This window comes from Kingella denitrificans ATCC 33394 (assembly GCF_000190695.1).
GTDB classification, from domain to species: Bacteria; Pseudomonadota; Gammaproteobacteria; order Burkholderiales; family Neisseriaceae; genus Kingella_A; species Kingella_A denitrificans.
Window position 1 is genome coordinate 1,143,747 of sequence record NZ_GL870929.1, and the last position, 24,737, is coordinate 1,168,483.

Here is a 24,737-nt window from a genome sequence, read left to right on the forward strand (position 1 = left end):
CCACCGGCAATTAAGATTCGGCAACCGCCGGTTTCTTCCGGCGCGGCCTGCGTCTGCGTTTTTTCTTGGGCTCGGCATCCGTTTCGGAAACCGCCTGCACCATTTGTTCGCGCTCGGCACTGCCGGCCGACTGGAACTTCGTCCACCATTGCGCCAATTCCGACAAATCGGGTTCGATGCGGGCGCGCAGGCATAAAAAATCATAAGCGGCTCGGAAACGCGCCTGCGACAACAAACGGAATGCCCGCTGCCCGCGCCGATAGGCAAACAGCGGCTGCAACTGCCAGATTTCACGCATGGTGGCGGAAAACCGTTGTGGCACGCCCCAACCGCGTTCCAATTCGCCGCGCAATTGTATCATTGCCGAATTCATGGCAGCAATGGGCGATTCCCGCGTTTGCGCGTCCTGCCAGCGCGCATTCAGCTCATCCCAAAACAATGCCGCCAAAATAAAGCCGACCGACACCGATTTGCCTTCGTGCAATCGTTCGTCGGTTTGGGCCAAAGCCGGCACGCAGATGTGCAGGCTGCTTTTTTCAGCGGCACGCAGCATGGCGGTGAGCATGGGGTGGATGGCGACATCCTGCAAACCGCATGCCTGAAACTGCCGCAGGCAGCCTGCAGCATGACCCGACAGCAAAATTTTTAGCAATTCGTCAAACAGGCGCGACACCGGTTCGTGGCGCAGCAATGCCGCATGGGCCGCCAAAGGCGCGGCAGTGGCTTCGTCCAACGTCAAACCCAGCTTGCCCGACAAACGGATGGCGCGCAAAATCCGCACGGGGTCTTCCACATAACGCTCCGCCGCATCGCCAATCATCACCAACCGTTTGGCGCGGATATCCGACAATCCGTTGTGAAAATCAATAATCTGCTGATTTTGCACATCATAATACAGCGCATTGCAAGTGAAATCGCGCCGAAACGCATCTTGCGCCAGCGTGCCATACGCATTATCGCGCACAATCCGGCCGCTCTCGTTGTGCTTCACATTGCCGCCGCCGCGAAACGTGCTCACTTCAATCGTTTCTGCACCCACCATCACATGCACAATCTGAAAGCGCCGCCCGATAATCCGGCTGCGCTTGAACACGCCGCGCACCTGTTCCGGCAGGGCGTTGGTGGCCACGTCAAAATCTTTCGGCGTTTTGCCCAGCAGCAAATCACGCACCGCACCGCCGACCAGATACGCCTCAAAACCGGCACGGTGCAGGCCGGACAACACTTTCAGCACGGCATGGTTGCGAATATCCAATGCCACCGGATGCCGGGCAGCCTGCACTTTGTCGCTGCCCTCTTTATTTTTCGGACTGCGCCACGCCTTCAACCATTTTTTCAACATAATCTTCCCTCAATGATGTGCAGGCTGCTTTTGCCTGCCGCCAATGATACCGTTATAAAATCAAAATCGTGCAACGCCGCATAACCATGATTTTGCAACAATACCCGCCCGCTGCCAAAACAAACAGGCCGAATACCAAAGTATCCGGCCTGTAAAGCGCACAAGACACCGGCGGTGCCTTTTCACGGCTCAAATTATTGAGGAGCAGATGCAGACAATGCACCTTGAGCTTCGGAAGCAGCAGCTTTCACTTCAGAAGCAGCATCTGCCGCCATTGCTTTAGTTGCAGAAGCAGCTTCATCTACTTTTGCTTGAGCAGAAGAAGCGGCTTCAGCAGCAGCTGCATCGGCAGCAGAAGCAGCAGAGGCCATTTCGGCAGCCACCGCAGAAGCGGCGTTAGATACGGCTTGTTCGGTTTGCGCTTTGTCACCGCAAGCAGCAACGAACAAAGACAACAATGCAGCAATAGCCAAAGATTTTTTCATGGTTTATCCCTCAAAATTGAAATGGAATGTATTTAAAATTTAAATATGCTTCTATTTTTTCATATAGAAAAAAGAAAACACAACAGAAAGCGTTGTGCAATCGGCGAATTCTGCATAATTTTTTTTCGAATTGCAACCTATTTCGTTCACATCATCAAAGTACAGCAATATTGCATATATATTGCATATATTGAAAAATAAAAATATCTTATTGTTCATAAAATAGAAAAATAATCTTTACTTAAGAAATATCCAGCCAACAGTCTTTTTTACAGACAAAATTTAACGCACAATGTTGCTATTTTGCAACAATTTGACGCTATATAACGCAGGTTATGTTATGATAGCCCGTTTTTTGGCGCATATCCGCCAATAATTTTAATGATGAGGATTCGTTATGAGCATTCAAAAAAATTCCGTGGTAACCCTGCATTATGAAATGTTTGACGCAGACAACCAGTTGCTGGACAAAACCGTGGAGCCTGTGGAATATCTGCACGGCGGATATGACGGCATTTTCCCTTTGGTGGAAGAGGCTTTGCACGAGAAAAACGTGGGCGACACGGTGGACGTGTTCATGCAGCCTGAAGATGCCTTCGGCGAGCAAGACCCTGAATTGGTGCGCATTGAAGATGTGAAAGTTTTCCCTGTCGAAGTGGAGCCGGGCATGATGTTCGAGGCGGACGACCCGGAACACGGCGGCGTTTTGGTGTACCGCGTAACCGACGTGGCGGACGGCAAAGCGGTGGTGGATGCGAACCACCCGCTGGCCGGCATGAAAATCCGCTTTAAGGCCACAGTGGAAGCGGTGCGTGAGGCCACTGCGGACGAAATCGCCCACGGCCACAGCCACGGCGCGCACGGCCATCATCATTAAGCCTTCGCCGCACCCATGAAAGTGCAGGCTGCTTTGATCGTATTCAAAAGCAGCCTGCACTTTATTTATGATTGATTTAAAAAGGATTTATCATGCAACCGATTTCTCTGATTCTGGCTTCGGGCAGCCCGCGCCGCCACGAACTTTTGACGCAGCTGGGTTTTCAGGTGCAAAAGCAACCTGCGGATATTGACGAGGCGCGGCAAAACGGCGAAGCGCCCGAAGATTACGTGGCGCGGCTGGCGGTGGAGAAAAACCGCGTTGTTGCCGCACAGTCGCCCGATATGCCCGTGGTGAGCGCCGATACCTGCGTGGTGCTGGGCGATGAAATCTTGGGCAAGCCCGAATCGCCCGAACATACCCGCCAAATGCTGCGGCAACTGTCCGGGCAAACCCACCGCGTGCTGACGGGTGTGTGCGTGTCGCTGGGAGGGCGCGCGGTGCATTGCGTGCAGGTGAACGAGGTGCGCTTCAAACCTTTGAGCGAAGAAGAAATTACGGCCTACCTATCCACCGGCGAACCTTTCGACAAAGCGGGCGGCTACGGCATTCAGGGCATTGCAGGCTGCTTTGTGGCGCATTTGTCGGGCAGTTTCACGGGCGTGATGGGCCTGCCGGTATTTGAAACGGTGCAGTTGTTGCAGCAATGTGGCATCGCCCTGCCCGATATTCTGGCACAGCACGCGGTAAAATAAGGCAAAAAAAGCAGCCTGCACTTCCAATCATCGGGTGCAGGCTGCTTTTGAAAGATGCTTAATATTCATCATAGGCCGCGTGTGCCGAACGCAGGTGCAGATATTGTTCCTGCTGCTCCGGTGTCAGCACTTGGAAAATCGCGTGTTTTTGGCGCATCAACTGTAATTCGTGTTCTGCGTATTCCTGTTTTTTCCCCGCATTTTCCTGCCGGTATTTCGCAATGGTCGAACGTGCCTCTTCCTCGTCGAAGGTCGGTTTGCGCAGGATTTTTTCCACGCGCTGTTCATATTGTGAACGCTGCTTTTCCCGCGCAGAAGTTACCTGCGGGCGGAAACGCTGCACAATCACGCGGATTTTGGTTTTCTGCACATCCGACAAATTCAGTTCTTGGACATCCTGCGGCATGCCGCCCTGCTGCCTTGCCGGTGCAGGCTGCTCTTGCACAACAGTTGCCGGCGTACACATCACGGGCTCCACCGGTTCTTTATACAGCCGCGCGCTCACGGCCGCAAAAATCACGCCCACACCGGTCATCAGCGCCACAACACCGGCCGTTAAAACAGTTTGCCTGTCCATCATTGACTATTTCCACCATCATTAAAGGTATTCTTTTGTTAATACAAGGGCGGCATAATAGCAAATATTTTTGTTAATTTATGCCGTTAATCCGTAATATGCGGTTTTAAAATGCCATTATTTTGTGATTGAACGCAATTAAAATACCGCCGCCCAAATATAGTGGATTAAAATAAAAATGAGACAAGGCGGCGAGCCGCAAGGCGTACAGGTGGTACGTCAAGGCGAGCCAACGCCGTATCATTGCAATTTTAATCCACTATAAACCCGAACCGCCGCGCGCCAACGCGGTATCATTCATCCTTTTACCCCGCCAGCCATACCGCAATGTCCGACTTATTCCGCTCCGCACTCACCCTCACCGTGTCCGAACTCAACGCCGCCGCCGACGATTTGCTGCAAACCGAATTGGCAGGCTATTGGGTCAGCGGTGAAATTTCCAATCTGACCCGCGCCGCCAGCGGGCACTATTATTTCGCGCTCAAAGACGACCAAGCCCAAGTGCGCTGCGCCCTGTTCAAATTCGCCGCCGCCCGCCTGGCACAGCCGCTCAAAGAAGGCGACCATGTCGAAGTGCTGGGAAAAATCGGCATTTACGGCGCGCGCGGCGAATTCCAAATCACCGTGAACGAAGTGCGCCAAATGGGCTTGGGGCGGCTGTTCGAGCGCTACGAGCGCCTGAAAGCGCGTTTACAGGAACAAGGCTTTTTCGATGAAGAGCGCAAACGCAGGCTGCCTGCACAACCGCGTGCCATCGGCATTGTGACCAGTTTGGCCGCCGCCGCATTACGCGATGTCGTCAGCACACTCAAACGCCGCGCGCCGCATATCCCCGTGATTGTGTACCCCACCCCCGTTCAAGGCGCAGGCAGCGAACAACAGATTGCCCAAGCCATTCAAACCGCGCAGCAGCGGCAGGAAGTCGATGTGCTTATCGTGTGTCGCGGCGGCGGTAGCATTGAGGATTTGTGGGCATTTAACGAAGAAGCGGTCGTCTATGCCGTGGCAGCCTGCACTTTGCCGGTGGTCAGCGGCGTGGGGCATGAAACCGATTTCACCTTATGCGATTTCGTTGCCGACGTCCGCGCGCCCACGCCCACGGCCGCCGCCGAGTTGGTCAGCCCGAACAATGCGGAGCATCTGCGCCGTCTGCAGCACATCGGGCAAGTTTTACAGCAGTACGCTTGGCAGCATTACCGCAACGCAGCGCAGAAAACCGACTGGTTGGCACAGCGAATTCAGCATCCGCGACAAAAATTGGCAGAACAAAACAAAACATTACAATATTTGGCACAATCCATGCAGCATTACGGCCGCCAACGGTGCGAACGGCAGCAACACCGATTACAGCAACTGGCGTACAACCTGGCGGCCAACCGCCCCGATATTGCGCAACAAAAACAACGCTTATCGCAAGTGCAGGCTGCTTTATCCGCTGCCATAAAACAAAATTTACAAGATAAAATACAACGGGTTATGCAATACCGACAACTCATGGACGCCACATCACCCTACTCTGTCTTACGGCGCGGTTATGCGCTGGTCCGCGATGCGCGCGGCCATGTGGTGCGGCAGGCGGAACGCTTGCGCCTGGGGCAGAAAGTGCGCGTGGAATTTGCAGAAGGGCAAGCGGATATGCAGGTACTGCCGCAGCAAGCGCAGGACGATTTATTTGATTAATATCAAACAAATTGTAAAATTTTGTGATTTTTCGAGTTTGAGTTCTATTCTTGCTACATTAGAGTAAATATGCAGTTTTTGCGTATTTTGAAATACTCATCTGCCGATTCGAAACCTTTACCGACCGCGCATCTGCGCTTTGACAGGGCTTCACAATACAAAGGTTTCGGCTTATAACAAGGATATTGACAATGATGACCAAACCCCTCTGCGCTTCTGCCGTTTTTGTGTTGCTCCAATGGAGTGTCTCTGCCTACGCGGCACCCGCTTCCGCACCCGCAGCCCCACCAACCAATACACCCGCCGCAGCTTCTGCACCTGCTCCCGCTCCCACATCGACAACTACGGCCAACCGCCACCGCTGCTATGTGCAACTGGGCGCGTTCCAAAACCAGCAATGGGCGGAACAACAAGTGGCCGAAGTGGCGCTGTTGGGCATCAAGGCACAATCGTATAAAACCAGAACGGCGCAGGGCGATATTTATCAAGTCCGCGTTGAAAGTTTGAACTATCAGCAGGCGCAGACCATTCTGCAACGGCTGAAACAGAGCAACATCAATGCCTTTATCGCCACCAAACCTTAAAGCACAACTTCAATAATCAAAGCAGCCTGCACTTTTCATTCCCTCGAAGTGCAGGCTGCTTTTTCATGGTCAAACAAACAGGCTTATTGCTTGGCCGCTTCCACTTGCAGCGTTAATGTTACATTTTTTGTCATGCCCGCATCCACCAAATAATTCATACCCCATTGGGTTCGGTCGATGGTGGCCGTGAAATCACCGCCGCACACCTGTGTTTTCAACATCGGGCTTTCATAGCAGTTGAATTTTTGCGCCGCGAAACGCACGGGATGGGTTTGCCCCAGCAGCGTCAGTTGGCCGTCCACCGCCGTAACGCGGTTGCCCGAAAAATGGAATTTGCTTGATACAAAACGCATTTCGGGGAATTTTTCCGCGTTGAACAAATCGGCAGATTTCAAGTGGTGTGTGAACGCATCCGAACCGGTTTGCAGGTTTTTCATCGGCACGCGCACATCAATGCTGCCGGTGCGTTTGGCCGCGTCAAACTGCAAGCCACCCTCAATGCCGTAAAAACCGCCTACGTTGGTCGATGTGTTGAAATGGTCAATCGCAAAACGCGCGTTGGTATGCGCCGAATCGATTTTATAATCGGCAGCACCCGCCGTTGCCGCGCACACCGCCAAAACCAATGCCAATACTGTCTTATTCATATCAAAGCTCCTGTTCTTAAAAAATATTCCCAAGGCCGAATCATACCATCAAACCGATTGGCAGAGTTTTCCTGTGGGGCAAAACAGTTTTTACTTGGCGCGCATGCGTTACAATATAACATATTTGCGCTATAATCCGCTCCCTAACCCAACCTTATTCCCTCAAACAACCCGAACAAACAAAGGAAAATCCCATGAAATCCCGTTTGACGTTTCTTGCCGCTTCCCTGTTGCTGGCAGGCAGCCTGCACGCAGAGCCTTTGGAAGTGGTCAGCAGTTTCAGTATTTTGGGCGACGTGGCCAAGCAAATCGGCGGCGAGCGCGTACATGTCAGCACCCTGGTCGGACCGGATGCCGATGCACACGCTTATCAATTAAACAGCGCGGATTTGCGCAAAATCTCTGCCGCCAAACTGATTTTGCTGAATGGTTTGGGCTTGGAAAAAGCCGATGTCGTGCGTGCCGTGCAGCAAAGCAAAGTGCCGTTTATTGAGGCCAGCGCAGGCATCACGCCGCTCAAAGCCAGCGGACACCACCATCATCATGACCACGATCACGACCATGACCACGACGAACACGACCACCATCACGACCACGACCACGGCGAATTCGACCCGCACGTGTGGCACGACCCGATTTTGATGCAGAAATACGCCTCCAATATCGCCCAAGCCCTCATCAAAGCCGACCCTGCCGGCGCGCGCTATTACCAAACCCGCTTCCGCCAATATTCGCAACAACTGGTGCAACTGGACGCATACGCTCGTCAGCAATTCGGTGCCATTCCCGTTGCCCGCCGCAAAGTGCTGACGGGACACCACGCATTCGGTTACATGGCCAAACGCTACAACATCACCTTCCTCGCACCGCAAGGCGTGAGCACGGAAGCACAGCCTTCAGCACAAACTGTGGCCGACATCATCCGCCAAATCAAGCAGCAGAACATCAAGGCCGTGTTCACCGAGAACATTAAAGACGGCCGCATGGTGCAACGCATTGCGCAAGAAACCGGCGCGCGCGTGGGCGGTCAGCTGTATTCGGACGCTTTGTCGCGCGGCGCACCGGCAGCCACCTATGCCGACCTGTTCCGCTACAACGTGCGCACCATCAGCGCGGCCATGAAGTAAACCCAACCGATTGGCACGGCAAACGTGAAAAAGCAGCCTGCACTTTCATTTTCAAAGTGCAGGCTGCTTTGTTGCCTATGGATTGTCCAATCTCCGAATAATGAGAGATAACCGCTAAACAGCGGTCAGCGTGAAATTCAGAGGCAGGCGGCGGTAGGACTCGAACCTACATCATAGCGGAGGCTTTACCCAGCGATAACCTTTGGCCTAGCCGAAAACGGCATTACATATAGGAAACTTCCGCCTGCCTGTTCTCATTTTACCATTCTTTATTCGAAAAACAAATATATAACAGGCTGCAATAAACACCATCACGCCAAACCACACCCAAAGTGCAGGCTGCTTTTTACCATTTGATGCTAGAATATCCGCCTTTCCCCACAACACGGAATCCGCCATGCAGAACGAATTATCCGATGCGCAATTACTGCGTTACAGCCGCCACATCCTGCTGAACGAAATCGGCGTGGAAGGGCAGGAAAAGCTCTGCCGCGCCACGGTTCTGGTGGTGGGTTGCGGCGGCTTGGGCACGGCGGTGCTGCCTTATCTGGCGGCATCGGGCGTGGGGCGGCTGATTTTGGCGGACGACGACACGATTGACGAAACCAACCTGCAACGCCAAACGGCTTATGCCGAAAGCGATGTGGGGCAATCCAAAGCATTGGTCATGCAACGTTTTTTGCAGCAACGCAATAGCGCCTGCCGCATCGACGCACTGACGGAACGCCTGGACGAAGCGCAGCTGAACGCCTTGTTGCCGCAATGCCAGGCGGTGGTGGACTGCTGCGACAATTTTGCCACGCGCCAAGCCGTCAATCGCGCAGCAGTGGCCTGCAAAACGCCGCTGATTTCAGGCGCCGCGGTGCGCTTTGAAGGCCAGTTGGTGGTGTATCGCCCTGATACGGACGGAAGCCCGTGCTATGCCTGCCTGTTCGACATGCCGCATGCCGATGACGGCGCATGTGCCGTGTTCGGCGTATTCTCGCCGCTGGTGGGCGTGATTGGCGCGGCGCAGGCGGCCGAAACGCTGAAAGTGCTGCTGGGGCTGCCCTCCCCCGTGGGCGTGCTGCAATGCTACAACGCTTTGTCGGGCGAATGGCAGCGTTTCCGCTTCGGCAAAAACCCGCAATGCCGCGTGTGCGGTTAAACCGGTTTCCGGCCAATGAAAAAGCAGCCTGCACATTCAAAATAAAAGTGCAGGCTGCTTTTGATTGTTTTATTGGCGGATGGCGGGCAATGCGAATTCACAACACCGCCAGCGTGGTCTGGTCGGCATTGAACATGGCCAGCACTTCCTGCCCTTCGTGTAAATCCAAATATTCGCTGCTGTGCAACGTGATGGCGGCCGCCAATGAATGGCCGTATTCGTCTTCCAGCGCCACCACATTGTTCACCGCGCCTTTTTCCACCTTCCGCACCGTGCAAGTCATCTGGTTTTCCGCCGACAAACGGAACGGCAAAGGGTCGGTGACCACAATGACCGACGGCGCTTTCACCATCACTACCGCCGTTTGCCCCACAAAAGGCCGCAAAGCAGCGGCAGAAGCGCTGCTGATATGGGCATATACCGTGCGCATTCCGCATTCCACTTCAATCCGCCAAAGGTGCGGCCATTCTTCAATGTGCCGTATCGTACCCGCAAACTGGTTCCGCGCGCTACTTTTCATCTCCAATCCTTTATTTATTATTGTGTTTTTCCAAATCCGGCAGCGGAATATTGTGCTGCACGGCATACACGGCAGCCTGCACGCGGCTGTCCAGTTCCAGCTTGCGCAAAATATTCTGCACATGCACTTTCACGGTCGATTCCGCCAAATCCAGATGACGCGCAATGATTTTGTTGCTGTGCCCCGCGCTCAAATGCCCCAAAATTTCCAGTTCGCGCGCCGTCAATTCATCCAGCGGCGTGCTCTCCGGCTGGTGCGGGCGAATCAGCGACTGCACCAGCCGCGCCGTCATTTCGGGCGAAAAAATATTATCGCCGTGATACGCCTTCTTCACCGCCTCAATCAGAAAATCCGCATGGATGTTTTTCAGCAGATAACCGCGCGCGCCCAAGCGCATACATTCGGTCAAATCATCGCCGTCTTCGGAAATCGTCAGCATCAGCACCGTCTGCTCGGGATGTACGCTCATGATTTGCGCCAATGTTTCGCGGCCATTCATCACCGGCATGTCCAAATCCAGCAGCACCACGTCCGGGCGGGTCTGCTCAATCAGTTTCAGGCCGCTCAAGCCGTCCGCCGCTTCGCCCACCACTTCGCAATCCGTCTGACGTGCCAATAAGGCCTTGATTCCGCTTCGGAACAAGGTGTGGTCATCAATCAGGAGAATCCGTATTTTCTCGCTCATTATTCTTTATCCGTCTTTATCATTACATCATCTGACTTATTCTAACATACGCTCACACTCGGGCAACACCAGACGAATCTGTGTCGCATGGTTTTCCTTCGATTCAATGCTCAATTCCGCCCGAATGCGTTTGGCACGCTCACGCATAATGTGCAGCCCCACATGGTTGCCGGCCAGCAAGTGCAGCCGTTCCACATCGAAACCGCGCCCGTCGTCCCAAATCGTCATGCTCACGTCTTTTTCAAGGTCAAACGTGATGCGGACGTTTTTCGCCTGCGCGTGTTTGCGGATATTCGACAAACTTTCCTGCAAAATAAAAATAAACTGCAACTGCTGGTCGGACGACAACGGCAAACCTTCGCCATGCCACTCCACCGCCACCGGGACATGCGTCTGCTGCTCGAACCGTTGCGTCAGCGTTTCCACGGCTTCGCGGAATTCTTTTTTGGTGATTTTGGTGCGGAAATTCAGTAAAAGCTCGCGCACATCGTCATAACACTCTTCCACACCCTCGCGGATAAAGGTCAGGTTTTCCTTCACCTGCTCTTTTTCATCGTTCAGCAGCGCGCTTTCCAACATCTGCACCTGCAAATTCAGGAAGGTCAGGCTTTGGGCAATACTGTCGTGCAGCCCCTGCGCCAAAAGGTTGCGCTCTTGCAGCACCGCCAGCAAACGGTTTTCGCCCACCAGCCGGATATGGTTGAGTGCAATCCCCAACTGGTTGCACAACGCATTGAGCAAATCTTTGGGCAATGCATTGGCCGAACCTTCTTCCGGCATTTTTTGGAAATACAGCGTCATCAGGCCCAATTCCGTGTCTTTATAGCAAATGGGGAACACACTCAGATAATGGAAGCCGGAGCGCTCGCAAACGGCGGTGAAGGGCTGGCTGCCCGGATGTTTTTCGTGAAAACGAATGGGCTGCCATTCGCTGTTTTGCGCAGCCTGCCCGCACAGGCAATCGTCAAACCGCTGGCAGGCTTCTTCTGTTTGCAACACTTCGGGCAGGCCGATATGGGCAATCAAATCCATGCGGCCGCGCTTGTTGTCGATGAGACGGATGCTGCCGGCCTGCGCGGGAAAGTTGGACATGATTTGGGTGAGGAAGTGGGTGGAGGCTTCGGCAACGCTTTGGCTTTGCGTCAGCTTGTGCAGCACTTCATACATCGTGGCCAATTCGCGGTTTTTATGGATTAAATCCTGCGTTTTCTTATTCACTTCGTGTTCCAAATGGCCGTACAGTTCCTGCAAACGTGTACTCATTTGGTTAAAGCCTTTGCCCACCAAGGCAAATTCGGCGGAGTCTTCCAATGGGATTTGCGTGCCGAAATGACCGTCGTGCACTGCCTGCACGCCGTTTTGCAGGCTTTGCAGTGGGCGCAGCACCCAGCGCGACAACAGCAGCACGGTAATGGCGGCGCTGACCAGCACCATCATCAGCAATAAAATCTGAAAGGCGCGCAACCATTGGATATAGCGCGTATTGACGGTTTCCACGGTTTTGTTGAGCCGGTTGATGGTTTGCAGGAAGGATTCCAGCTTCGCCAGCGATTCAGGCATAATCACGGGCGAATTTTCGCTTTCCGACCGGAACATGGGGCGGATTTGCTGCTGCCATTGCTGCTTGACCTGCTGCATCTGCGCCTGCACTTCGGGCGTGGACGGCAAAAAAAGCGGGCGCGACGGGTCGCCCGTTTCCAGCCGGCTGATGGTGTCATCAAACTGTTGGATTTTGGCGTTGATTTCGGCGGTGTTGTGCCATGTATTGTGGCGCAGTAGGCTCAAACGGTAGCTTTGCATGCGCAGGCTGCCCACATCGTTAATCGCTGCCGCGCCGCCTTCAAGCTGCCAGGAAAGTATCAGGGTCAGACTGATGGAAAACGCGGCGGCCACCAGCCAGATGAACGTGAGTGTCTTTAATCGGAAGGAAAGGCTGTTGATGGATACGAACATGATGAAACCATAAACGAAAGTGCAGGCTGCCTGCATCGGTTTGAAACGGGTGTTTTGCCCACCGATATACGCGCGCCTGTGGTTCTGCTGTTAACCGGCGGATGGGAAAAAGCAGCCTGCACTTCAACATCCAAAGTGCAGGCTGCTTTATTTGCTAAAAAATCAGCATTTGGCTTCTGCGCCGTTGCGCGAATAATACCACCAATTCAGCAGCAGACAAACTGCATAGAACAGGATGAAACCGATAAACGCGGCGGTAACACTACCTGTTGCCTTCAGGGAAAAGCTGTAACTTTGCGGAATGAAGAAGCCGCCGTATGCCGCGAACGCACCGGAGAAACCGGCCACTGCCGCACCTTCGCGCGTCGCGTTCAGGCGGGCTTGTTCGGAGCTGACCAATCCTTGTTCGGCATATTTTTGGTGCTGTTCCAGAAAAATCACGGGAATCTGCATAAACGTGGAGCCGTTGCCGATACCGGTTAAGGCGAACAGTACGACAAAGCAGGCGAAAAAGCCCCAGAAGTTACCGCCCTGCCCGTTGTTCGGCAGGAACATCAGGGCACCAATCACGGCAAGAATCATGCCGATGAACACCAGCTGGGTCACTTTTGCGCCGCTTTTGATTTTGTCCGCCCAAATGCCGCCCACAGGCCGTGCCAACGCGCTCACTAATGGGCCGACAAAAGCGTATTTCACGGGGTCGATTTCGGTGAACTGGCTTCGAGTCAGCAGCGCAAAACCAGCGGCAAAGCCCAAAAACGAACCGAATGTGCCCAAATAGAGAATGCACATAATCCAGTTGTGTTTTCGTTTGAAAATAATGGCTTGCTCTTTGAAGCTGGCTTTGGCATCGGCAATATCGTTCATGCCGAACCATGCGGCGATGGTGGATAATACGATAAACGGCACCCAAATAAAGCCGGCGTTTTGCAGCCAGATTTGTTTGGTCACGCCTGCCTTCGTCCAAGTTTGCGGCTCGCCGCCCAATGCGCCGAACACGCCGGCGGTAATCACCAGCGGCACGACAAACTGCACGGTGGACACGCCCAAGTTGCCCAAACCGGCGTTCAAACCCATGGCCGTGCCTTTTTCGGCTTTGGGGTAGAAAAAGCTGATGTTGGCCATACTGGACGAGAAGTTGCCGCCGCCCAAACCGCACAGCAGCGCCAAAACCACCATAGTGGCGTAGGAAGTTTCAGGGTTTTGCACGGCAAAGCCCAAGCCGATGGCGGGCAGCAGCAGGCTGGCAGTGGAAATGGTGGTCCATTTGCGGCCGCCGAACACAGGCACCATAAACGAATAGAAAATCCGCAATGTCGCGCCGGACAAGGCAGGCAATGCGGCCAGCCAGAAGAGTTGGTTTTCGGTGAATTTAAAGCCGATGCTGGGCAGGTTCACCACGGCCACGCTCCAAACCTGCCAAATGGCAAAGGCCAGTAGCAGCGCGGGAATGGAAATCCACAAGTTGCGCTTGGCGATTTTCTTACCGGTGCTCTGCCAGAATTGCGGGTCTTCCGGCTGCCAGTGGGTAATGACTTTGGACATAGTATTATTTTCCTTTTAAAACAAATCGATTTAAAGGTGCAGGCTGCTTTTCAAACGGGCAAAAAGCAGCCTGCACTTTGACGGTATTATTGGTTCTGTTTCGATTTAAACGAGAAGTGCATACAAATCAACGATACGCAGGTGCAGCCGTACAACAGCATAAACGCAGTCGAACGGACGCCGGACCAGTCCAGCAGCGCGCCGAACATAATCGGCAACAGGAAGCCGCCCATGCCGCCGGCCAAACCCACCGCGCCAGATACCGCGCCGATGTTGTCGGGATAATCGTTGGCCACGAATTTGAAGACAGACGCTTTACCCACTGCCATCGCGATACCGGCCGTAAACATCAGCACAGTAAACACCACCACATTCAAGTGAATATTCAGCGAAATATCGCCTTTGCCGCCGTGAATCACAAAATCGGTGTTCGGATAAGACAGGATAAAGAAGCACACCCACAGCACCCACATCACGCCCCAGGTTACTTTATACGCACCATATTTGTCAGACAGCCATCCGCCCAATGCGCGCAGCACGCCGCCGGGCAGGGAGAAGCAAGCGGCCAAGAACGCGGCAGACTGCATGGATACGCCGTATTCGTCGATATAGTATTTGGTCATCCACAATGACAAGGCCACATAGCCGCCGAACACGACGGAATAATATTGGCTGTAACGCAGCACGCCGGGTTCTTTCAGCAGCAACAGCTGTTGTTTGAGCGATGCTTTGGACGACACCAAGTGTTTCGGGTCGTGATAGCTGAAAAACCAGAACGCAATGGCCGTCACCAACATAATGCCGGCATACACGTTTGGCACCAGCGTCCAACCGCCTGCGGCAATCAGGGCAGGCGCGATGAATTTATTAACCGCACTACCCGCGTTACCCGCACCGAACACGCCCATGGCCAAGCCTTGCTGCTCTTTCGGGAACCAGCGCGCCACATAAGGCGTACCCACCGAGAACGAACCGCCGGCCAAACCCATCACCAGACCGATAATCAAGAACTGCCAGTATTGTGTGGCATATTGCATGGCAAAAATAGCGGGAACGCTCAACAGCATCAGCACGAACATCACGATACGGCCGCCGAATTTGTCGGTCCAAATGCCCAGCGGCACACGGATTAACGAGCCGGAAAGCACGGGCAATGCCGCCAAAAAACCGAATTCGGTTTCGCTCAGCCCCAGTTGTTTTTTAATCGGAATGCCGACCACCGCCAGCATCATCCAAATCATAAAGCACACGATAAACGATACGGTGCTCGATACCAAAACGGCATAGCGTTTATATTTTTCGGTTGCCATAATCTATATCTTTCTGTGGATAAAATATTGACGGAGGCGGAGGTGCGGTGTTTTCAGGCCGTGAAAACAGATTCCGCCTTGGACATAAAGCAACATTACGCTATTTTTCACAGGGGCGCATTCCCTTGAAGTTTGTAAGGATAATGCCATTGGGATTAGCGAAACTAAACCAAAAGGATTATTTTTGCGCGGCGGCTTTTATACGGCAGCACACCGCCGCCCGCCGATTCTCGAAACACGGCATTTTATTTATGTGCAGGCTGCTTTATAATAGTCGGAAGTTTTTATAAATTTTTATCAATGTGCCCACAGGAAACGTTATGGCCTTTTCATTTGCACAATATGGTTTGTATTTGCAGTATTTGGGTACCGCTTTATTGATGACGGTGCTGTTTGCCGTGGTGTACGAACGCATCACGCCCATGCACGAATGGAAGTGGATTGCACAGGGCAACATTGCCTGCGCTTTATCGTTCGGCGGCGCCGTTGCGGGCTTTTGCCTGGCCTTGGCTTCGGCCATGGTGCACAGCGTCGGGTTCGCGAATTTTATCGTGTGGGGCTTGGTGGCCGCTTCGGTGCAAATCATCTTGTTTGCCATCGGCTGCCGCGCCCTACCCCGCCTGCCCAAAGAATTGGAAGCGAACAATATCGCGGTTGGCCTGTTTTTGGGGCTTTGGGCCATCGCGGTGGGCATACTCAATGCCGCCAGCCTGGTCGATGGTTAAACCGCCACATTGGCAACACTCAAAAAGGAAATCAACATGTTGAACTTTATCCGCAAGCAGTTTATTGATGTCATCCAGTGGGAAAACCCGGATGAAGACACGCTGGTGTGGCGTTTCCCGATTGCCGACCAGGAAATCCAAAACGGTGCGAGCCTGACCGTGCGCGAAAGCCAAGCCGCGGTTTTTGTTGACGAAGGCGTGGTGGCCGACGTATTCCTTCCCGGCCGCTACACTCTGAACACGAAAACACTGCCAGTGCTGACCAACCTGCGCAACTGGGACAAATTCTTCCAGTCGCCCTTCAAATCGGACGTGTATTTCTTCAATACGCGCCAACAGTTGGGCAAACGCTGGGGCACGGCGCAGCCGGTAACTGTGCGCGACACAGATTTCGGCATGGTGCAGCTGCGCGCGTTCGGCATGTATTCCTACCGCATCGCCCAGCCCGATGTGTTTTTCAAAGAAGTGTCCGGCGTGGTGGAACGCTATTCGGGCAATGATTTGGAAACGCAGTTGCGCAACACGGTGATGACGCAGATGGCGGCAGCGTTCGGCACATCGAACATTCCGTTTTTGGATATGGCGGCCAACCAAGTGCTACTGTCGCAGGCGATGGTGGAAAAATTGCAGCCTGCATTTGCCGCGCTGGGCTTGGCATTGGAAAGCTTCACGGTGGAAAGCGTCACGCTGCCGGAAAACGTGCAACAAGCGTTGGACAAACGCATGAGCATGAATATCGTGGGCGATTTAGGCACCTACACGCAATACCAAACGGCGGAATCCATTCCGCTGGCTGCGCAAAACGAAGGCGGGCTAGCCGGCATGGGCGCAGGCATGGGCGTGGGCGTGGGCATCGGCCAAGCCATGGCGGGCGCAATGTCGAATACCGCCGCGCCGAATGTGCAGGCTGCTTCCGCACCCGCCGCCGACCCGAACGCCAAATTGGCACAACTGAAAACCATGCTGGACAACGGTTTGATTACCCAAGCGGATTACGATTCCGCCAAAGAACAGGTGCTGAAACAACTGCTGGGATAAGCACATAATAAAAGTGCAGGCTGCTTTCGGTTCGCATTGCCCGTTCGTTCGGGCAAACCTTCCGGAGAAAACCACCATGAACATCTTTGCCGCCGCATTCCTGCTGATTTTCGCCCAAGGCGCACTGGCCATCGTCATGCACTGGATTTGGAACGAAGAAGAAAGCATGGACGACTGGATAAAATACTGGTTGTGGCTGACCGGTACGGCACTGCTTTGGGCACTGCTAAAAGCCTGGATGGGCGGCTGAACCAAAGCAGCCTGCACGCATTTATCCGCCACCAACGGCACACACAACACGAGCAACGCATGAATTTAGATTTAAGCAACATCATCAAACTATTACCCGAATTTTACAAAGCACTGGGCGAAACCTTCATCATGGTCGGCATTTCGTCCGTGTTCGGCATTGTGGTCGGCGGGCTGCTGGGCGTGTGGCTGTTTGTCAGCGGCGAACGCCAACTGTTCGCCAACGCCACTGCCAACCGCATTTTAAACGGCGTTATCAGCCTGATGCGCGCCTTCCCGTTCGTCATCTTAATGATTGTGCTGATGCCGCTCACGCGCCTGATTGTCGGCACATCCTTCGGCCCCACCGCCGCTTCCGTATCGTTGAGCGTGGCCGCCAGCTTTTATTTTGCGCGGCTGGTGGAACAAAACCTGAAAGAAGTGCCGCGCGGCGTGGTGGAAGCGGCACAGGCCATGGGCGCAACGCCGAACACCATTATTTTCAAAGTATTACTGAGCGAAGCACGTTCCGGCTTGGTGTTGAGCATCACCATCCTGATGATTGCCGTTTTGGGCGAAAGCGCGGCGGCCGGCCTGATTGGCGGCGGCGGTATCGGCGATTTGGGCATCCGCTACGGACACCAGCGTTACATGCCCGACGTGATGACCGCCGTGGTGCTGGTGCTGACCCTGATGGTGATTGTGATTCAATCCATCGGCAATTTCCTGTCGGCAAAGCTCAACAAACGCTAACGTGCAGGCTGCTTTTTCGGCGGCGCACACTCTCTTTTCCCGAACAACACTCTATTTTTTGGAGCATTTCATGAACACGACACATTCTCTTTTCAAACTTTCTTTGGCAGGCGTGATTGCATTGGCATTGGGCGCTTGCGGCGGACAATCCAACACAGCGCAAACACCGGCGGCTTCCGGCGCGGCAGCCAGCGGTGCGGCCACACCCGTAGTGGAAAAAACCGAAATCCGCTTCGGCACCACCGTGGGCGATTTCGGCGACATGGTGAAAGACCAAATCCAGCCGATTTTGGAGAAAAAAGGCTACCGCGTAACGCTGACCGAATACTCGGATTATGTCACCCCGAACAAAGCATTGGCGGAAAACGCAATTGACATCAACATTTTCCAACACAAGCCTTATCTGGACGGCTTCAAAGCGGAACACAATCTGGATTTGACCGAAGTGTTCCAAGTGCCCACCGCGCCTTTGGGTTTGTACGGCGGCAAACTGACCGCGCTGGACCAAGTGAAAGACGGCAGCACCGTTTCCGTTCCGAACGACCCGTCCAACTTGGCGCGCGCTTTGGTGATGCTGAAAGAATTGGGCTGGATTAAACTGAAAGACGGCATCGACCCGTTGAAAGCGGCGGTGAGCGACATTGCCGAAAACACGCGCAATATCAAACTGGTGGAAATGGAAGCAGCCAACCTGCCACGCAGCCGCCAAGACGTGGATTTTGCGATTGTGAACGGCAACTACGCCATGTCCAGCGGCATGAAGCTGTCTGAAACCCTGTTCCAAGAACCGAGCTTTGCCTATGTGAACTGGGCGGCCGTGCGCACGGCGGACAAAGACAGCCAATGGGTGAAAGACGTTGCCGACGCGTACAACTCCACCGAGTTCAAACAATACGCGCACCAACGCTTCAACGGCTATAAATACCCTGCCGCATGGGGCGAAAACGCCGCCGGCAATGCCAAAGCCGAAGCCTCTGCCGCATCGTCAGCGTCTGCCGCGAAGTAATATCGGACTGAAAAAAGCAGCCTGCACTTTGGTTTTCCAAGTGCAGGCTGCTTTTTTTGTGGGTTATTCAGGCCGGAAGCCCACCGAAAAATCTGTTTCGCCGCGTTCGTCTTCGCGCAGCAGCACGTCATAACGGTGCGTTTTGCCGCACGCTTGCACGCGCCACGTCTCTTGCGCCAACCAGCGGTTTTCCGGACGCGTGACACGTTCGACTTGCGCATCAATCCGCTGAATCTCCCGACAGCCCTGTGCGGCCTCAGACACCGCAATCATGCGCGTCACATCGTTGCGCAGGATATCGTTGCCGCCGAACGTGGTGCTTTCGCCGTGATACGCCAAAGGCTCCGCTGCCGCGCCGCCTGCCAAACCAGCTAATAAACAGCCGAATACACAATAAGACAATTTCATCGTTCTCTTCCCGTATTGTCCGTTTCAAAAACAAAAGTGCAGGCTGCTTTTTCGCCTTCCAAAAGCAGCCTGCACGCCAATCAATCATCCATCAACCGTGCAGCGCGCGTTTATCCGCTGCCAAAGCCGCTTCGTGCACCACTTCCGACAAAGTCGGATGCGCATGGACGATGCGGGCAATGTCTTCGCTGCTGGCTTTGAATTCCATCGCCACCACCGCTTCGGCAATCAGTTCGCTCACCATCGGGCCAATCATGTGCACGCCCAAAATGCGGTCGGTTTTCGCGTCCGCCAGCACTTTCACCGTGCCTTTGGCCTTGCCCAAACCCAAAGCGCGTCCGTTCGCGCCGAAGCCCGAAGTGCCTTTTTTGTAGTCCACGCCTTCGGCTTTGAGCTGCTCTTCCGTTTTGCCCACCCAAGCGATTTCGGGGTCGGTGTAAATCACCCAAGGAATCGTGCCGAAATCCAAATGCGGTTTCTGACCGGCAATGCGCTCGGCCACGGCCACACCTTCATCGCTCGCTTTGTGCGCCAGCATCGGGCCGCGCACCACGTCGCCAATCGCCCAAACGTTCGGCAGGTTGGTTTGGCACAGCTCGTTCACGGCAATGAAACCGCGCTCGTCTTTTGCCAAGCCCACCGCTTCGGCGTTCAGTTTCTGCGTATTCGGAATGCGGCCGATGGCGACAATCAGTTTGTCGAACGTTTCGTCTTTTTTCGCGCCGTTCAATTCGTATTGCACGCGCACGCCTTTTTTCTCTTTGCTGATGCTTTCGATTTTCACGCCCAGCTCAATATTCAGGCCTTGCTCTTTGGTGAAATATTTGAAGGCTTCTTTGGCGATTTGCTGGTCGGCGGCGGCCAAGAAGGTTGGCGCGGCTTCCAGAATGGTCACTTCCGCACCCAAGCGTTTCCATACCGAACCCATTTCCAAACCAATCACGCCCGAACCGATCACGCCCAGTTTGGCGGGCACTTCGGTCAGGTTCAGCGCGCCTTCGTTGTCCAGCACGTTCACATTGTCCACTTCCACCAAAGGCAGCGGGCGCGGCACAGAACCGGTCGCCACAATCACGTGTTTGGCTTCGATGGTGGATTTTTCGCCTTTGTTGTCGATGTCGATTTGCCAGAAATCGCCGTTTTTGCCCTTAAACGAGCCAAAGCCGAAGAAATTTTCCACTTTGTTTTTTTGGAACAGGAACTTAATACCGCCAGTAAGTTTGGTCACAATGGCGTCTTTGCGCTCAATCATTTTGGCTGCGTCAAAGTGCAGGCTGCCTGCGCTGATGCCGTGTTCGGCAAAATCGTGTTGCGCGGCATGGAAATGTTCGGACGATTGCAGCAGGGCTTTGGACGGAATGCAGCCCACGTTCAGGCAAGTGCCGCCCAGCGCAGGCGCATCGCCCGCTTTATTGACACCCGCATCGATACACGCGGTTTTGAAACCCAGTTGCGCGGCGCGGATGGCCGCCACATAACCGCCGGGGCCCGCACCAATGACAACAACGTCGAATTGAGACATGATGTTTTCCTTTGTAAGTAGGTTTAGGTAATGGGCAAAACGACCGCCTTGCCCATGGGATTATTCTAGCATGAAACATCGGCAAACCCTATATCCGCCGTGCTTCTTTGCGCCACGAAAGCAGCCTGCACCCTGCCGGCCGCAAACAGCAGTCGTTAAGTTCCTGCAAATATGGTACATTCTCTTTTACCGCCCAAACGGTGGCCGCGCGCGGCGGTAAGGAAAAGTCCGTCATCATTTTTTCGGGAGAATTATCATGTTGGATTTATTGCTGTTGTTGCTGTTTGCCAAAATGCAGGACCATGTTTACGAAGAAGCCCCTGCTTGGAAATGGGCGCTGGCGTGTTCCGCCGTCATTGTCGGCAAGTCTTGGATTCTGAAATCGACCGGAATCGGCGCGGAAACCACATTGGTTGCAGCCATCATCGCCTTTGCCATGCTGTTTTTCTATGCATGGGGCTATTTTGCCTTACTGCGCCAAGTGGGCGATTCCTTGCTTTTGTGGCTGTTGGTTTTTTTCGGCGGCGCAATTTTGCCGTTTCTGCTTTCAGTCTGGGCAATCACCCAGACAATCGAGAACGGCCCGCCCGTCCGCGGGCATAACGAATGGTCTGTGCCTGCCCAAGCGGCGGCCGCGCATCGCGTTTTGCCCGATTGGGCAGCTTAATGTATTGAACTGTTTTTAAAGAGAAAGGTGTAAAAGTAAAAATGAAGATTATCAACCGTTGGGTGGAAGGACGCTGCTTTGTGGCCAGCAACGAGCAAGGCAACAGCGTTGTGATGGAAGGTGCGGCAGACGAAGGCGCGGTGCGGCGCGGTGCCAGCCCTATGGAAATGCTGCTGATGGGCGTTGCAGGCTGCTCCAGCACCGATGTGGTCGATATTGCCAAAAAACAGCGGCAGAAAATTACCGGCTGCATCACCACCGTCGAAGCGGAGCGTGCCGACAGCATCCCCAAAGTGTTCACCAAAATCCACATCCACTTCAAAGTGTTGGGGCATGATTTGAAAGAAGAGAGCATTGCCAAAGCCGTGCAGTTGTCGGCGGAAAAATATTGCTCCGCATCCATCATGCTGGGCAAGGCGGCGGAGATTTCGCACAGCTTCGAAATTGCCGAAGCGGACGTTTAACCGTTTCCCAACGCCACCAAAACAAAGTGCAGGCTGCTTTCCGTTATCCGAAAAAGCAGCCTGCACTTCTGTTTGCAATGAAAAATCAACGTTTTTCTTTTTTCTGGCACTCCGCGCACACGCCATACATATACAGCGCGTGATCGACAATGCGGAAGCCGTTTTCTTCGGCAATCCTGTCTTGCAGCGCTTCGATTTCCTCGCTGTGAAACTCAATCACCGAGCCGCATTTCACGCACACGATATGGTCGTGGTGGCCGCCTTTGTTCAATTCATATACCGCCTTGCCCGTTTCGAAATGGTGGCGCAGCAGGATGCCCGCCTGCTCAAACTGCGTCAGCACGCGGTAAATGGTGGCCACGCCGATTTCAATGCCCTCATCCAGTAAAATGCGGTACACATCTTCGGCACTCAAATGTTCTTCTGCGTGTGTTTCAAACAAATCCAAAATTTTCAGGCGCGGGCCGGTCACCTTCAAACCGTTGTCTTTTAATTGGGATATATTGTTCATATTTATGTGACTTTCCGATAAAACAATTGAAATATTGTCGATAGAATAATTGCCGTATAATAGCACCTTTTAACCGTTTGCTTGCAAATAATTGATAAAAGTTGTCAATAAGGGTATTTGAACCCGCGCGATTGTGGTATCTTCCCGACTGTTTAAAAGCCCCATTTATCCGAAAGGTCATCTTGTGAAAGCATTATTATCCGCCGCCGCTCTGGCCGTCTGCGTCAGCGCGTGTACCCCTGCCTTGGTCGAAAAACTGCCTTATTACCGGCTGTCCGTCGTGCAGGGCATCCCGCTGGATGCCGCGTCCGTTTTGGCCGTGAAAGAAGGCATGACCCGCCAGCAGGTGGAAATGGAAATCGGCGCGCCCCTGCTACGCCCCAGCTTCCGCGCCGACCGCTGGGATTATGTTTACGAAGTGTCGCGCGGCGGCAAAGTGAAAGAAAACCGCACGCTCACCATTCATTTCGGTGCGGACGGCACGGTGAACCACATTGAAGGCGACGCGCTGGATTTCGCCCGCCAACAAATCCAACATAACCAACAGGGTAACCAATAATGACGCAGCAAATCAGAATTGCCGTGGCCGGCGCGAACGGCCGTATGGGCAAAGTATTGGTGGAAGCGGTGCAGCAAAACCCCCGAACCGTGCTGACAGGCGCGTTGGAACACGCAGGTTCCGATGCCTTGGATTTGGACGCGGGCTATGCCATCGGCCAGAAAACCGGCGTATTGATTTCTGCTGACATGGATGCCGTGCTGGCCAACTGCGACGTGGTGATTGATTTCACCCGGCCGGACGCTTCCCTGCCACTCATCGCCAAATGCGCGGAAAAAAACATCAAAATGGTCATCGGCACAACGGGTTATGACGACAACGGCAAAGCGGCCATCGCCGCGGCGGCGCAGAAAAACGCGATTGTGTTCGCCGCCAATTACAGCGTGGGCGTGAACCTGACCTTCCATATCCTGGACACGGTGGCGCGCGTGCTGAACGACGGCTACGACATCGAAATCATTGAAGCGCACCACCGCCACAAAGTCGATGCGCCCAGCGGCACGGCATTGCGTATGGGCGAAGTGATTGCCAATGCGTTGGGACGCGATTTGAAAACCTGCGCGGTATATGGCCGCGAAGGCCACACGGGCACGCGCGACCCGAACACCATCGGTTTTGCCACCGTGCGCGCGGGCGATATCGTGGGCGACCACACCGCCTTGTTCGCCACCGACGGCGAGCGCGTGGAAATCACCCACAAAGCCAGCAGCCGCATGACGTTTGCCGCAGGCGCGGTGCGGGCGGCGGTGTGGCTGGACGGCCGCAAAACGGGCTTGTTCGATATGCAGGACGTGCTGGGTTTGCGCGGCACGTCATCGTGAAAAACAACGTGCAGGCTGCTTTTGAAGCGTAAAAAGCAGCCTGCACATCGGGAAATCATCATGCAGACAGAAAACGAAAACAGAGAAACCGCCGGCGTGGCAGGCAAAGTGCAGGCGTTGCGCCAAAACAGCATTTACCTGCTGCCCAACTCGTTCACCATCGCCGCCTTGTTTGCCGCATTTTTCGCCATCACCCAATCCATGCACGGACGCTTTGAAAGCGCGGCCGTGTCCGTATTCATCGCCATGGTGCTGGACGGCATGGACGGGCGCGTGGCACGTTTGACCAACAGCCAGAGCGCGTTCGGCGAACAGCTCGACAGCCTGGCCGACATGGTCAGCTTCGGCGTTGCCCCCGCGCTGATTGTGTATAACTGGCATTTGTACCAATTCGGCAAACTGGGCTATTGCGTGGCGTTCGTCTATTGCGCCTGCGCCGCGTTGCGCCTTGCCCTGTTCAACACGCTCATCGGCAAAGTGGACAAAAAATGGTTCATCGGTATCCCCAGCCCGACGGCGGCCGCATTGGTGGTCGGATTGGTGTGGCTGGACTACAGCTACACGGACGGAATGTTCCAGCGCGCCAGCGTGTGGGTGGTGCTGCTGACCCTGTTCGCCGGCCTTTCAATGGTGGCGCAGGTACGCTTTTGGAGCTTCAAGGAAATCAATCCGCGCCTGAAAGTGCCGTTCATCGGCATGATTGGCCTGCTGCTGTTTTTAATGATATTCATCTTGGAACCCGCCTTGGTGCTGTTCGCCTTCTTCTTCGGCTACAGCCTGTCGGGCTACATCATGTGGGCATGGCGCAAATTCAAAACGCGCCGCATCGCCAAAACATCATGAAAATGAAAGTGCAGGCTG

The 24,737-nt window shown here is 54.0% G+C and carries 28 protein-coding genes; 16 read left to right on the top strand and 12 right to left on the bottom strand.

Annotated features, from left to right (window positions below; all coding sequences use genetic code 11):
* Nucleotides 1-10: 10 nt before the first annotated feature.
* Both pcnB and HMPREF9098_RS05660 read right to left on the bottom strand, forming a co-directional pair.
* Nucleotides 11-1,342: a polynucleotide adenylyltransferase PcnB gene (gene pcnB / locus HMPREF9098_RS05655; protein ID WP_003782822.1), complete on the bottom strand. Its 1,332-nt coding sequence runs from the start codon at nucleotides 1,340-1,342 to the stop codon at nucleotides 11-13.
* A 194-nt stretch (nucleotides 1,343-1,536) separates the two neighbouring features.
* The gene (locus HMPREF9098_RS05660) at nucleotides 1,537-1,827 is read right to left on the bottom strand and encodes a hypothetical protein (protein WP_003782825.1); all 291 of its coding nucleotides are present in this window, start codon (nucleotides 1,825-1,827) and stop codon (nucleotides 1,537-1,539) included.
* Nucleotides 1,828-2,224: 397 nt separating this feature from the next.
* Here HMPREF9098_RS05660 and HMPREF9098_RS05665 point away from each other — a divergent pair, with 397 nt between their 5' ends.
* Both HMPREF9098_RS05665 and HMPREF9098_RS05670 read left to right on the top strand, forming a co-directional pair.
* Complete coding sequence (locus tag HMPREF9098_RS05665; protein ID WP_003782829.1) at nucleotides 2,225-2,704, top strand: FKBP-type peptidyl-prolyl cis-trans isomerase; 480 nt, start codon at nucleotides 2,225-2,227, stop codon at nucleotides 2,702-2,704.
* Between the two features lie 92 nt (nucleotides 2,705-2,796).
* Nucleotides 2,797-3,399, top strand: a complete 603-nt coding sequence (locus HMPREF9098_RS05670) for a Maf family protein (RefSeq protein ID WP_003782831.1) — start codon at nucleotides 2,797-2,799, stop codon at nucleotides 3,397-3,399.
* Nucleotides 3,400-3,457: 58 nt separating this feature from the next.
* Here HMPREF9098_RS05670 and HMPREF9098_RS05675 read toward each other — a convergent pair whose 3' ends face one another.
* Nucleotides 3,458-3,979, bottom strand: a complete 522-nt coding sequence (locus HMPREF9098_RS05675; protein WP_003782832.1) for a Spy/CpxP family protein refolding chaperone — start codon at nucleotides 3,977-3,979, stop codon at nucleotides 3,458-3,460.
* Nucleotides 3,980-4,303: 324 nt separating this feature from the next.
* Here HMPREF9098_RS05675 and xseA point away from each other — a divergent pair, with 324 nt between their 5' ends.
* The gene (gene xseA / locus HMPREF9098_RS05680) at nucleotides 4,304-5,656 is read left to right on the top strand and encodes an exodeoxyribonuclease VII large subunit (protein ID WP_003782833.1); all 1,353 of its coding nucleotides are present in this window, start codon (nucleotides 4,304-4,306) and stop codon (nucleotides 5,654-5,656) included.
* A gap of 191 nt (nucleotides 5,657-5,847) precedes the next feature.
* Nucleotides 5,848-6,240, top strand: a complete 393-nt coding sequence (locus HMPREF9098_RS11430; protein WP_115324799.1) for an SPOR domain-containing protein — start codon at nucleotides 5,848-5,850, stop codon at nucleotides 6,238-6,240.
* An 83-nt stretch (nucleotides 6,241-6,323) separates the two neighbouring features.
* Here the strand turns inward: HMPREF9098_RS11430 and HMPREF9098_RS05690 are convergent, their stop codons facing one another.
* Entirely contained in the window at nucleotides 6,324-6,887 is a 564-nt protein-coding gene (locus HMPREF9098_RS05690; RefSeq protein ID WP_003782835.1) for a YceI family protein, read from the bottom strand.
* A gap of 194 nt (nucleotides 6,888-7,081) precedes the next feature.
* Between HMPREF9098_RS05690 and HMPREF9098_RS05695 the strand changes: the two genes are divergently transcribed.
* Nucleotides 7,082-8,014 carry a metal ABC transporter solute-binding protein, Zn/Mn family gene (locus tag HMPREF9098_RS05695; protein ID WP_003782836.1) on the top strand — a complete coding sequence of 311 codons (933 nt, stop codon included), beginning with the start codon at nucleotides 7,082-7,084 and terminating at the stop codon, nucleotides 8,012-8,014.
* 397 nt (nucleotides 8,015-8,411) lie between these two features.
* Nucleotides 8,412-9,161, top strand: coding sequence for a HesA/MoeB/ThiF family protein (locus tag HMPREF9098_RS05705; protein WP_003782838.1), 750 nt, complete (start codon nucleotides 8,412-8,414; stop codon nucleotides 9,159-9,161).
* A gap of 97 nt (nucleotides 9,162-9,258) precedes the next feature.
* Here the strand turns inward: HMPREF9098_RS05705 and HMPREF9098_RS05710 are convergent, their stop codons facing one another.
* The 5 genes from HMPREF9098_RS05710 to HMPREF9098_RS05730 form a co-directional block, all read right to left on the bottom strand.
* Nucleotides 9,259-9,681: a TOBE domain-containing protein gene (locus HMPREF9098_RS05710; RefSeq protein WP_003782840.1), complete on the bottom strand. Its 423-nt coding sequence runs from the start codon at nucleotides 9,679-9,681 to the stop codon at nucleotides 9,259-9,261.
* Nucleotides 9,682-9,691: 10 nt separating this feature from the next.
* Entirely contained in the window at nucleotides 9,692-10,366 is a 675-nt protein-coding gene (locus tag HMPREF9098_RS05715) for a response regulator (RefSeq protein WP_003782841.1), read from the bottom strand.
* Nucleotides 10,367-10,402: 36 nt separating this feature from the next.
* Complete coding sequence (locus HMPREF9098_RS05720) at nucleotides 10,403-12,319, bottom strand: type IV pili methyl-accepting chemotaxis transducer N-terminal domain-containing protein (RefSeq protein ID WP_040564764.1); 1,917 nt, start codon at nucleotides 12,317-12,319, stop codon at nucleotides 10,403-10,405.
* A 162-nt stretch (nucleotides 12,320-12,481) separates the two neighbouring features.
* Complete coding sequence (locus tag HMPREF9098_RS05725; protein WP_003782844.1) at nucleotides 12,482-13,864, bottom strand: NarK family nitrate/nitrite MFS transporter; 1,383 nt, start codon at nucleotides 13,862-13,864, stop codon at nucleotides 12,482-12,484.
* Between the two features lie 86 nt (nucleotides 13,865-13,950).
* Nucleotides 13,951-15,174, bottom strand: a complete 1,224-nt coding sequence (locus tag HMPREF9098_RS05730; RefSeq protein ID WP_003782846.1) for an MFS transporter — start codon at nucleotides 15,172-15,174, stop codon at nucleotides 13,951-13,953.
* 320 nt (nucleotides 15,175-15,494) lie between these two features.
* On the opposite strand from HMPREF9098_RS05730, the gene HMPREF9098_RS05735 reads away from it, so the two are divergent.
* The 5 genes from HMPREF9098_RS05735 (at nucleotide 15,495) to HMPREF9098_RS05755 (ending at nucleotide 18,924) form a co-directional block, all read left to right on the top strand.
* Complete coding sequence (locus HMPREF9098_RS05735; RefSeq protein WP_003782850.1) at nucleotides 15,495-15,899, top strand: DUF350 domain-containing protein; 405 nt, start codon at nucleotides 15,495-15,497, stop codon at nucleotides 15,897-15,899.
* Nucleotides 15,900-15,935: 36 nt separating this feature from the next.
* On the top strand, nucleotides 15,936-16,937 hold the full coding sequence (locus tag HMPREF9098_RS05740; RefSeq protein ID WP_040564299.1) for an SPFH domain-containing protein: 1,002 nt from the start codon (nucleotides 15,936-15,938) through the stop codon (nucleotides 16,935-16,937).
* 76 nt (nucleotides 16,938-17,013) lie between these two features.
* Nucleotides 17,014-17,187, top strand: a complete 174-nt coding sequence (locus HMPREF9098_RS11725; RefSeq protein WP_003782854.1) for a hypothetical protein — start codon at nucleotides 17,014-17,016, stop codon at nucleotides 17,185-17,187.
* A gap of 59 nt (nucleotides 17,188-17,246) precedes the next feature.
* Nucleotides 17,247-17,918 carry a methionine ABC transporter permease gene (locus tag HMPREF9098_RS05750; RefSeq protein WP_040564301.1) on the top strand — a complete coding sequence of 224 codons (672 nt, stop codon included), beginning with the start codon at nucleotides 17,247-17,249 and terminating at the stop codon, nucleotides 17,916-17,918.
* A gap of 70 nt (nucleotides 17,919-17,988) precedes the next feature.
* Nucleotides 17,989-18,924 carry a MetQ/NlpA family ABC transporter substrate-binding protein gene (locus tag HMPREF9098_RS05755; protein ID WP_050781233.1) on the top strand — a complete coding sequence of 312 codons (936 nt, stop codon included), beginning with the start codon at nucleotides 17,989-17,991 and terminating at the stop codon, nucleotides 18,922-18,924.
* A 63-nt stretch (nucleotides 18,925-18,987) separates the two neighbouring features.
* Here the strand turns inward: HMPREF9098_RS05755 and HMPREF9098_RS05760 are convergent, their stop codons facing one another.
* A complete protein-coding gene (locus tag HMPREF9098_RS05760) occupies nucleotides 18,988-19,332 on the bottom strand; it encodes a hypothetical protein (RefSeq protein WP_003782857.1) in 345 nt (114 codons plus the stop codon).
* Nucleotides 19,333-19,423: 91 nt separating this feature from the next.
* Nucleotides 19,424-20,854 (bottom strand): dihydrolipoyl dehydrogenase, encoded by a 1,431-nt coding sequence (gene lpdA, locus HMPREF9098_RS05765; protein WP_003782858.1) that lies wholly within the window; start codon nucleotides 20,852-20,854, stop codon nucleotides 19,424-19,426.
* Between the two features lie 256 nt (nucleotides 20,855-21,110).
* On the opposite strand from lpdA, the gene HMPREF9098_RS05770 reads away from it, so the two are divergent.
* Nucleotides 21,111-21,521 (top strand): hypothetical protein, encoded by a 411-nt coding sequence (locus HMPREF9098_RS05770; RefSeq protein WP_003782859.1) that lies wholly within the window; start codon nucleotides 21,111-21,113, stop codon nucleotides 21,519-21,521.
* A 41-nt stretch (nucleotides 21,522-21,562) separates the two neighbouring features.
* Nucleotides 21,563-21,985, top strand: a complete 423-nt coding sequence (locus HMPREF9098_RS05775; RefSeq protein ID WP_003782861.1) for an OsmC family protein — start codon at nucleotides 21,563-21,565, stop codon at nucleotides 21,983-21,985.
* Between the two features lie 85 nt (nucleotides 21,986-22,070).
* On the opposite strand, the gene fur is transcribed toward HMPREF9098_RS05775, so the two are convergent.
* Nucleotides 22,071-22,496: a ferric iron uptake transcriptional regulator gene (fur, locus tag HMPREF9098_RS05780; RefSeq protein ID WP_003782862.1), complete on the bottom strand. Its 426-nt coding sequence runs from the start codon at nucleotides 22,494-22,496 to the stop codon at nucleotides 22,071-22,073.
* A gap of 184 nt (nucleotides 22,497-22,680) precedes the next feature.
* Between fur and HMPREF9098_RS05785 the strand changes: the two genes are divergently transcribed.
* From HMPREF9098_RS05785 to pssA, 3 genes are read left to right on the top strand one after another with little or no spacing between them, the layout of a single operon-like run.
* Nucleotides 22,681-23,055, top strand: a complete 375-nt coding sequence (locus tag HMPREF9098_RS05785) for an outer membrane protein assembly factor BamE (protein WP_003782865.1) — start codon at nucleotides 22,681-22,683, stop codon at nucleotides 23,053-23,055.
* Complete coding sequence (gene dapB, locus HMPREF9098_RS05790; RefSeq protein ID WP_003782866.1) at nucleotides 23,055-23,876, top strand: 4-hydroxy-tetrahydrodipicolinate reductase; 822 nt, start codon at nucleotides 23,055-23,057, stop codon at nucleotides 23,874-23,876. The genes HMPREF9098_RS05785 and dapB overlap by 1 nt, the downstream gene beginning before the upstream one ends.
* A 60-nt stretch (nucleotides 23,877-23,936) precedes the next feature.
* Nucleotides 23,937-24,719, top strand: coding sequence for a CDP-diacylglycerol--serine O-phosphatidyltransferase (gene pssA, locus HMPREF9098_RS05795; protein WP_050781234.1), 783 nt, complete (start codon nucleotides 23,937-23,939; stop codon nucleotides 24,717-24,719).
* The last annotated feature ends 18 nt before the right edge of the window (nucleotides 24,720-24,737 follow it).

Bases quoted from the DNA above. Each gene is read 5' to 3' on its own strand.
- pcnB (WP_003782822.1), bottom strand. From the start codon at position 1,342: ATGTTGAAAAAATGGTTGAAGGCGTGGCGCAGTCCGAAAAATAAAGAG.
- HMPREF9098_RS05660 (WP_003782825.1), bottom strand. From the start codon at position 1,827: ATGAAAAAATCTTTGGCTATTGCTGCATTGTTGTCTTTGTTCGTTGCT.
- HMPREF9098_RS05665 (WP_003782829.1), top strand. From the start codon at position 2,225: ATGAGCATTCAAAAAAATTCCGTGGTAACCCTGCATTATGAAATGTTT.
- HMPREF9098_RS05670 (WP_003782831.1), top strand. From the start codon at position 2,797: ATGCAACCGATTTCTCTGATTCTGGCTTCGGGCAGCCCGCGCCGCCAC.
- HMPREF9098_RS05675 (WP_003782832.1), bottom strand. From the start codon at position 3,979: ATGATGGACAGGCAAACTGTTTTAACGGCCGGTGTTGTGGCGCTGATG.
- xseA (WP_003782833.1), top strand. From the start codon at position 4,304: ATGTCCGACTTATTCCGCTCCGCACTCACCCTCACCGTGTCCGAACTC.
- HMPREF9098_RS11430 (WP_115324799.1), top strand. From the start codon at position 5,848: ATGATGACCAAACCCCTCTGCGCTTCTGCCGTTTTTGTGTTGCTCCAA.
- HMPREF9098_RS05690 (WP_003782835.1), bottom strand. From the start codon at position 6,887: ATGAATAAGACAGTATTGGCATTGGTTTTGGCGGTGTGCGCGGCAACG.
- HMPREF9098_RS05695 (WP_003782836.1), top strand. From the start codon at position 7,082: ATGAAATCCCGTTTGACGTTTCTTGCCGCTTCCCTGTTGCTGGCAGGC.
- HMPREF9098_RS05705 (WP_003782838.1), top strand. From the start codon at position 8,412: ATGCAGAACGAATTATCCGATGCGCAATTACTGCGTTACAGCCGCCAC.
- HMPREF9098_RS05710 (WP_003782840.1), bottom strand. From the start codon at position 9,681: ATGAAAAGTAGCGCGCGGAACCAGTTTGCGGGTACGATACGGCACATT.
- HMPREF9098_RS05715 (WP_003782841.1), bottom strand. From the start codon at position 10,366: ATGAGCGAGAAAATACGGATTCTCCTGATTGATGACCACACCTTGTTC.
- HMPREF9098_RS05720 (WP_040564764.1), bottom strand. From the start codon at position 12,319: ATGTTCGTATCCATCAACAGCCTTTCCTTCCGATTAAAGACACTCACG.
- HMPREF9098_RS05725 (WP_003782844.1), bottom strand. From the start codon at position 13,864: ATGTCCAAAGTCATTACCCACTGGCAGCCGGAAGACCCGCAATTCTGG.
- HMPREF9098_RS05730 (WP_003782846.1), bottom strand. From the start codon at position 15,174: ATGGCAACCGAAAAATATAAACGCTATGCCGTTTTGGTATCGAGCACC.
- HMPREF9098_RS05735 (WP_003782850.1), top strand. From the start codon at position 15,495: ATGGCCTTTTCATTTGCACAATATGGTTTGTATTTGCAGTATTTGGGT.
- HMPREF9098_RS05740 (WP_040564299.1), top strand. From the start codon at position 15,936: ATGTTGAACTTTATCCGCAAGCAGTTTATTGATGTCATCCAGTGGGAA.
- HMPREF9098_RS11725 (WP_003782854.1), top strand. From the start codon at position 17,014: ATGAACATCTTTGCCGCCGCATTCCTGCTGATTTTCGCCCAAGGCGCA.
- HMPREF9098_RS05750 (WP_040564301.1), top strand. From the start codon at position 17,247: ATGAATTTAGATTTAAGCAACATCATCAAACTATTACCCGAATTTTAC.
- HMPREF9098_RS05755 (WP_050781233.1), top strand. From the start codon at position 17,989: ATGAACACGACACATTCTCTTTTCAAACTTTCTTTGGCAGGCGTGATT.
- HMPREF9098_RS05760 (WP_003782857.1), bottom strand. From the start codon at position 19,332: ATGAAATTGTCTTATTGTGTATTCGGCTGTTTATTAGCTGGTTTGGCA.
- lpdA (WP_003782858.1), bottom strand. From the start codon at position 20,854: ATGTCTCAATTCGACGTTGTTGTCATTGGTGCGGGCCCCGGCGGTTAT.
- HMPREF9098_RS05770 (WP_003782859.1), top strand. From the start codon at position 21,111: ATGTTGGATTTATTGCTGTTGTTGCTGTTTGCCAAAATGCAGGACCAT.
- HMPREF9098_RS05775 (WP_003782861.1), top strand. From the start codon at position 21,563: ATGAAGATTATCAACCGTTGGGTGGAAGGACGCTGCTTTGTGGCCAGC.
- fur (WP_003782862.1), bottom strand. From the start codon at position 22,496: ATGAACAATATATCCCAATTAAAAGACAACGGTTTGAAGGTGACCGGC.
- dapB (WP_003782866.1), top strand. From the start codon at position 23,055: ATGACGCAGCAAATCAGAATTGCCGTGGCCGGCGCGAACGGCCGTATG.
- pssA (WP_050781234.1), top strand. From the start codon at position 23,937: ATGCAGACAGAAAACGAAAACAGAGAAACCGCCGGCGTGGCAGGCAAA.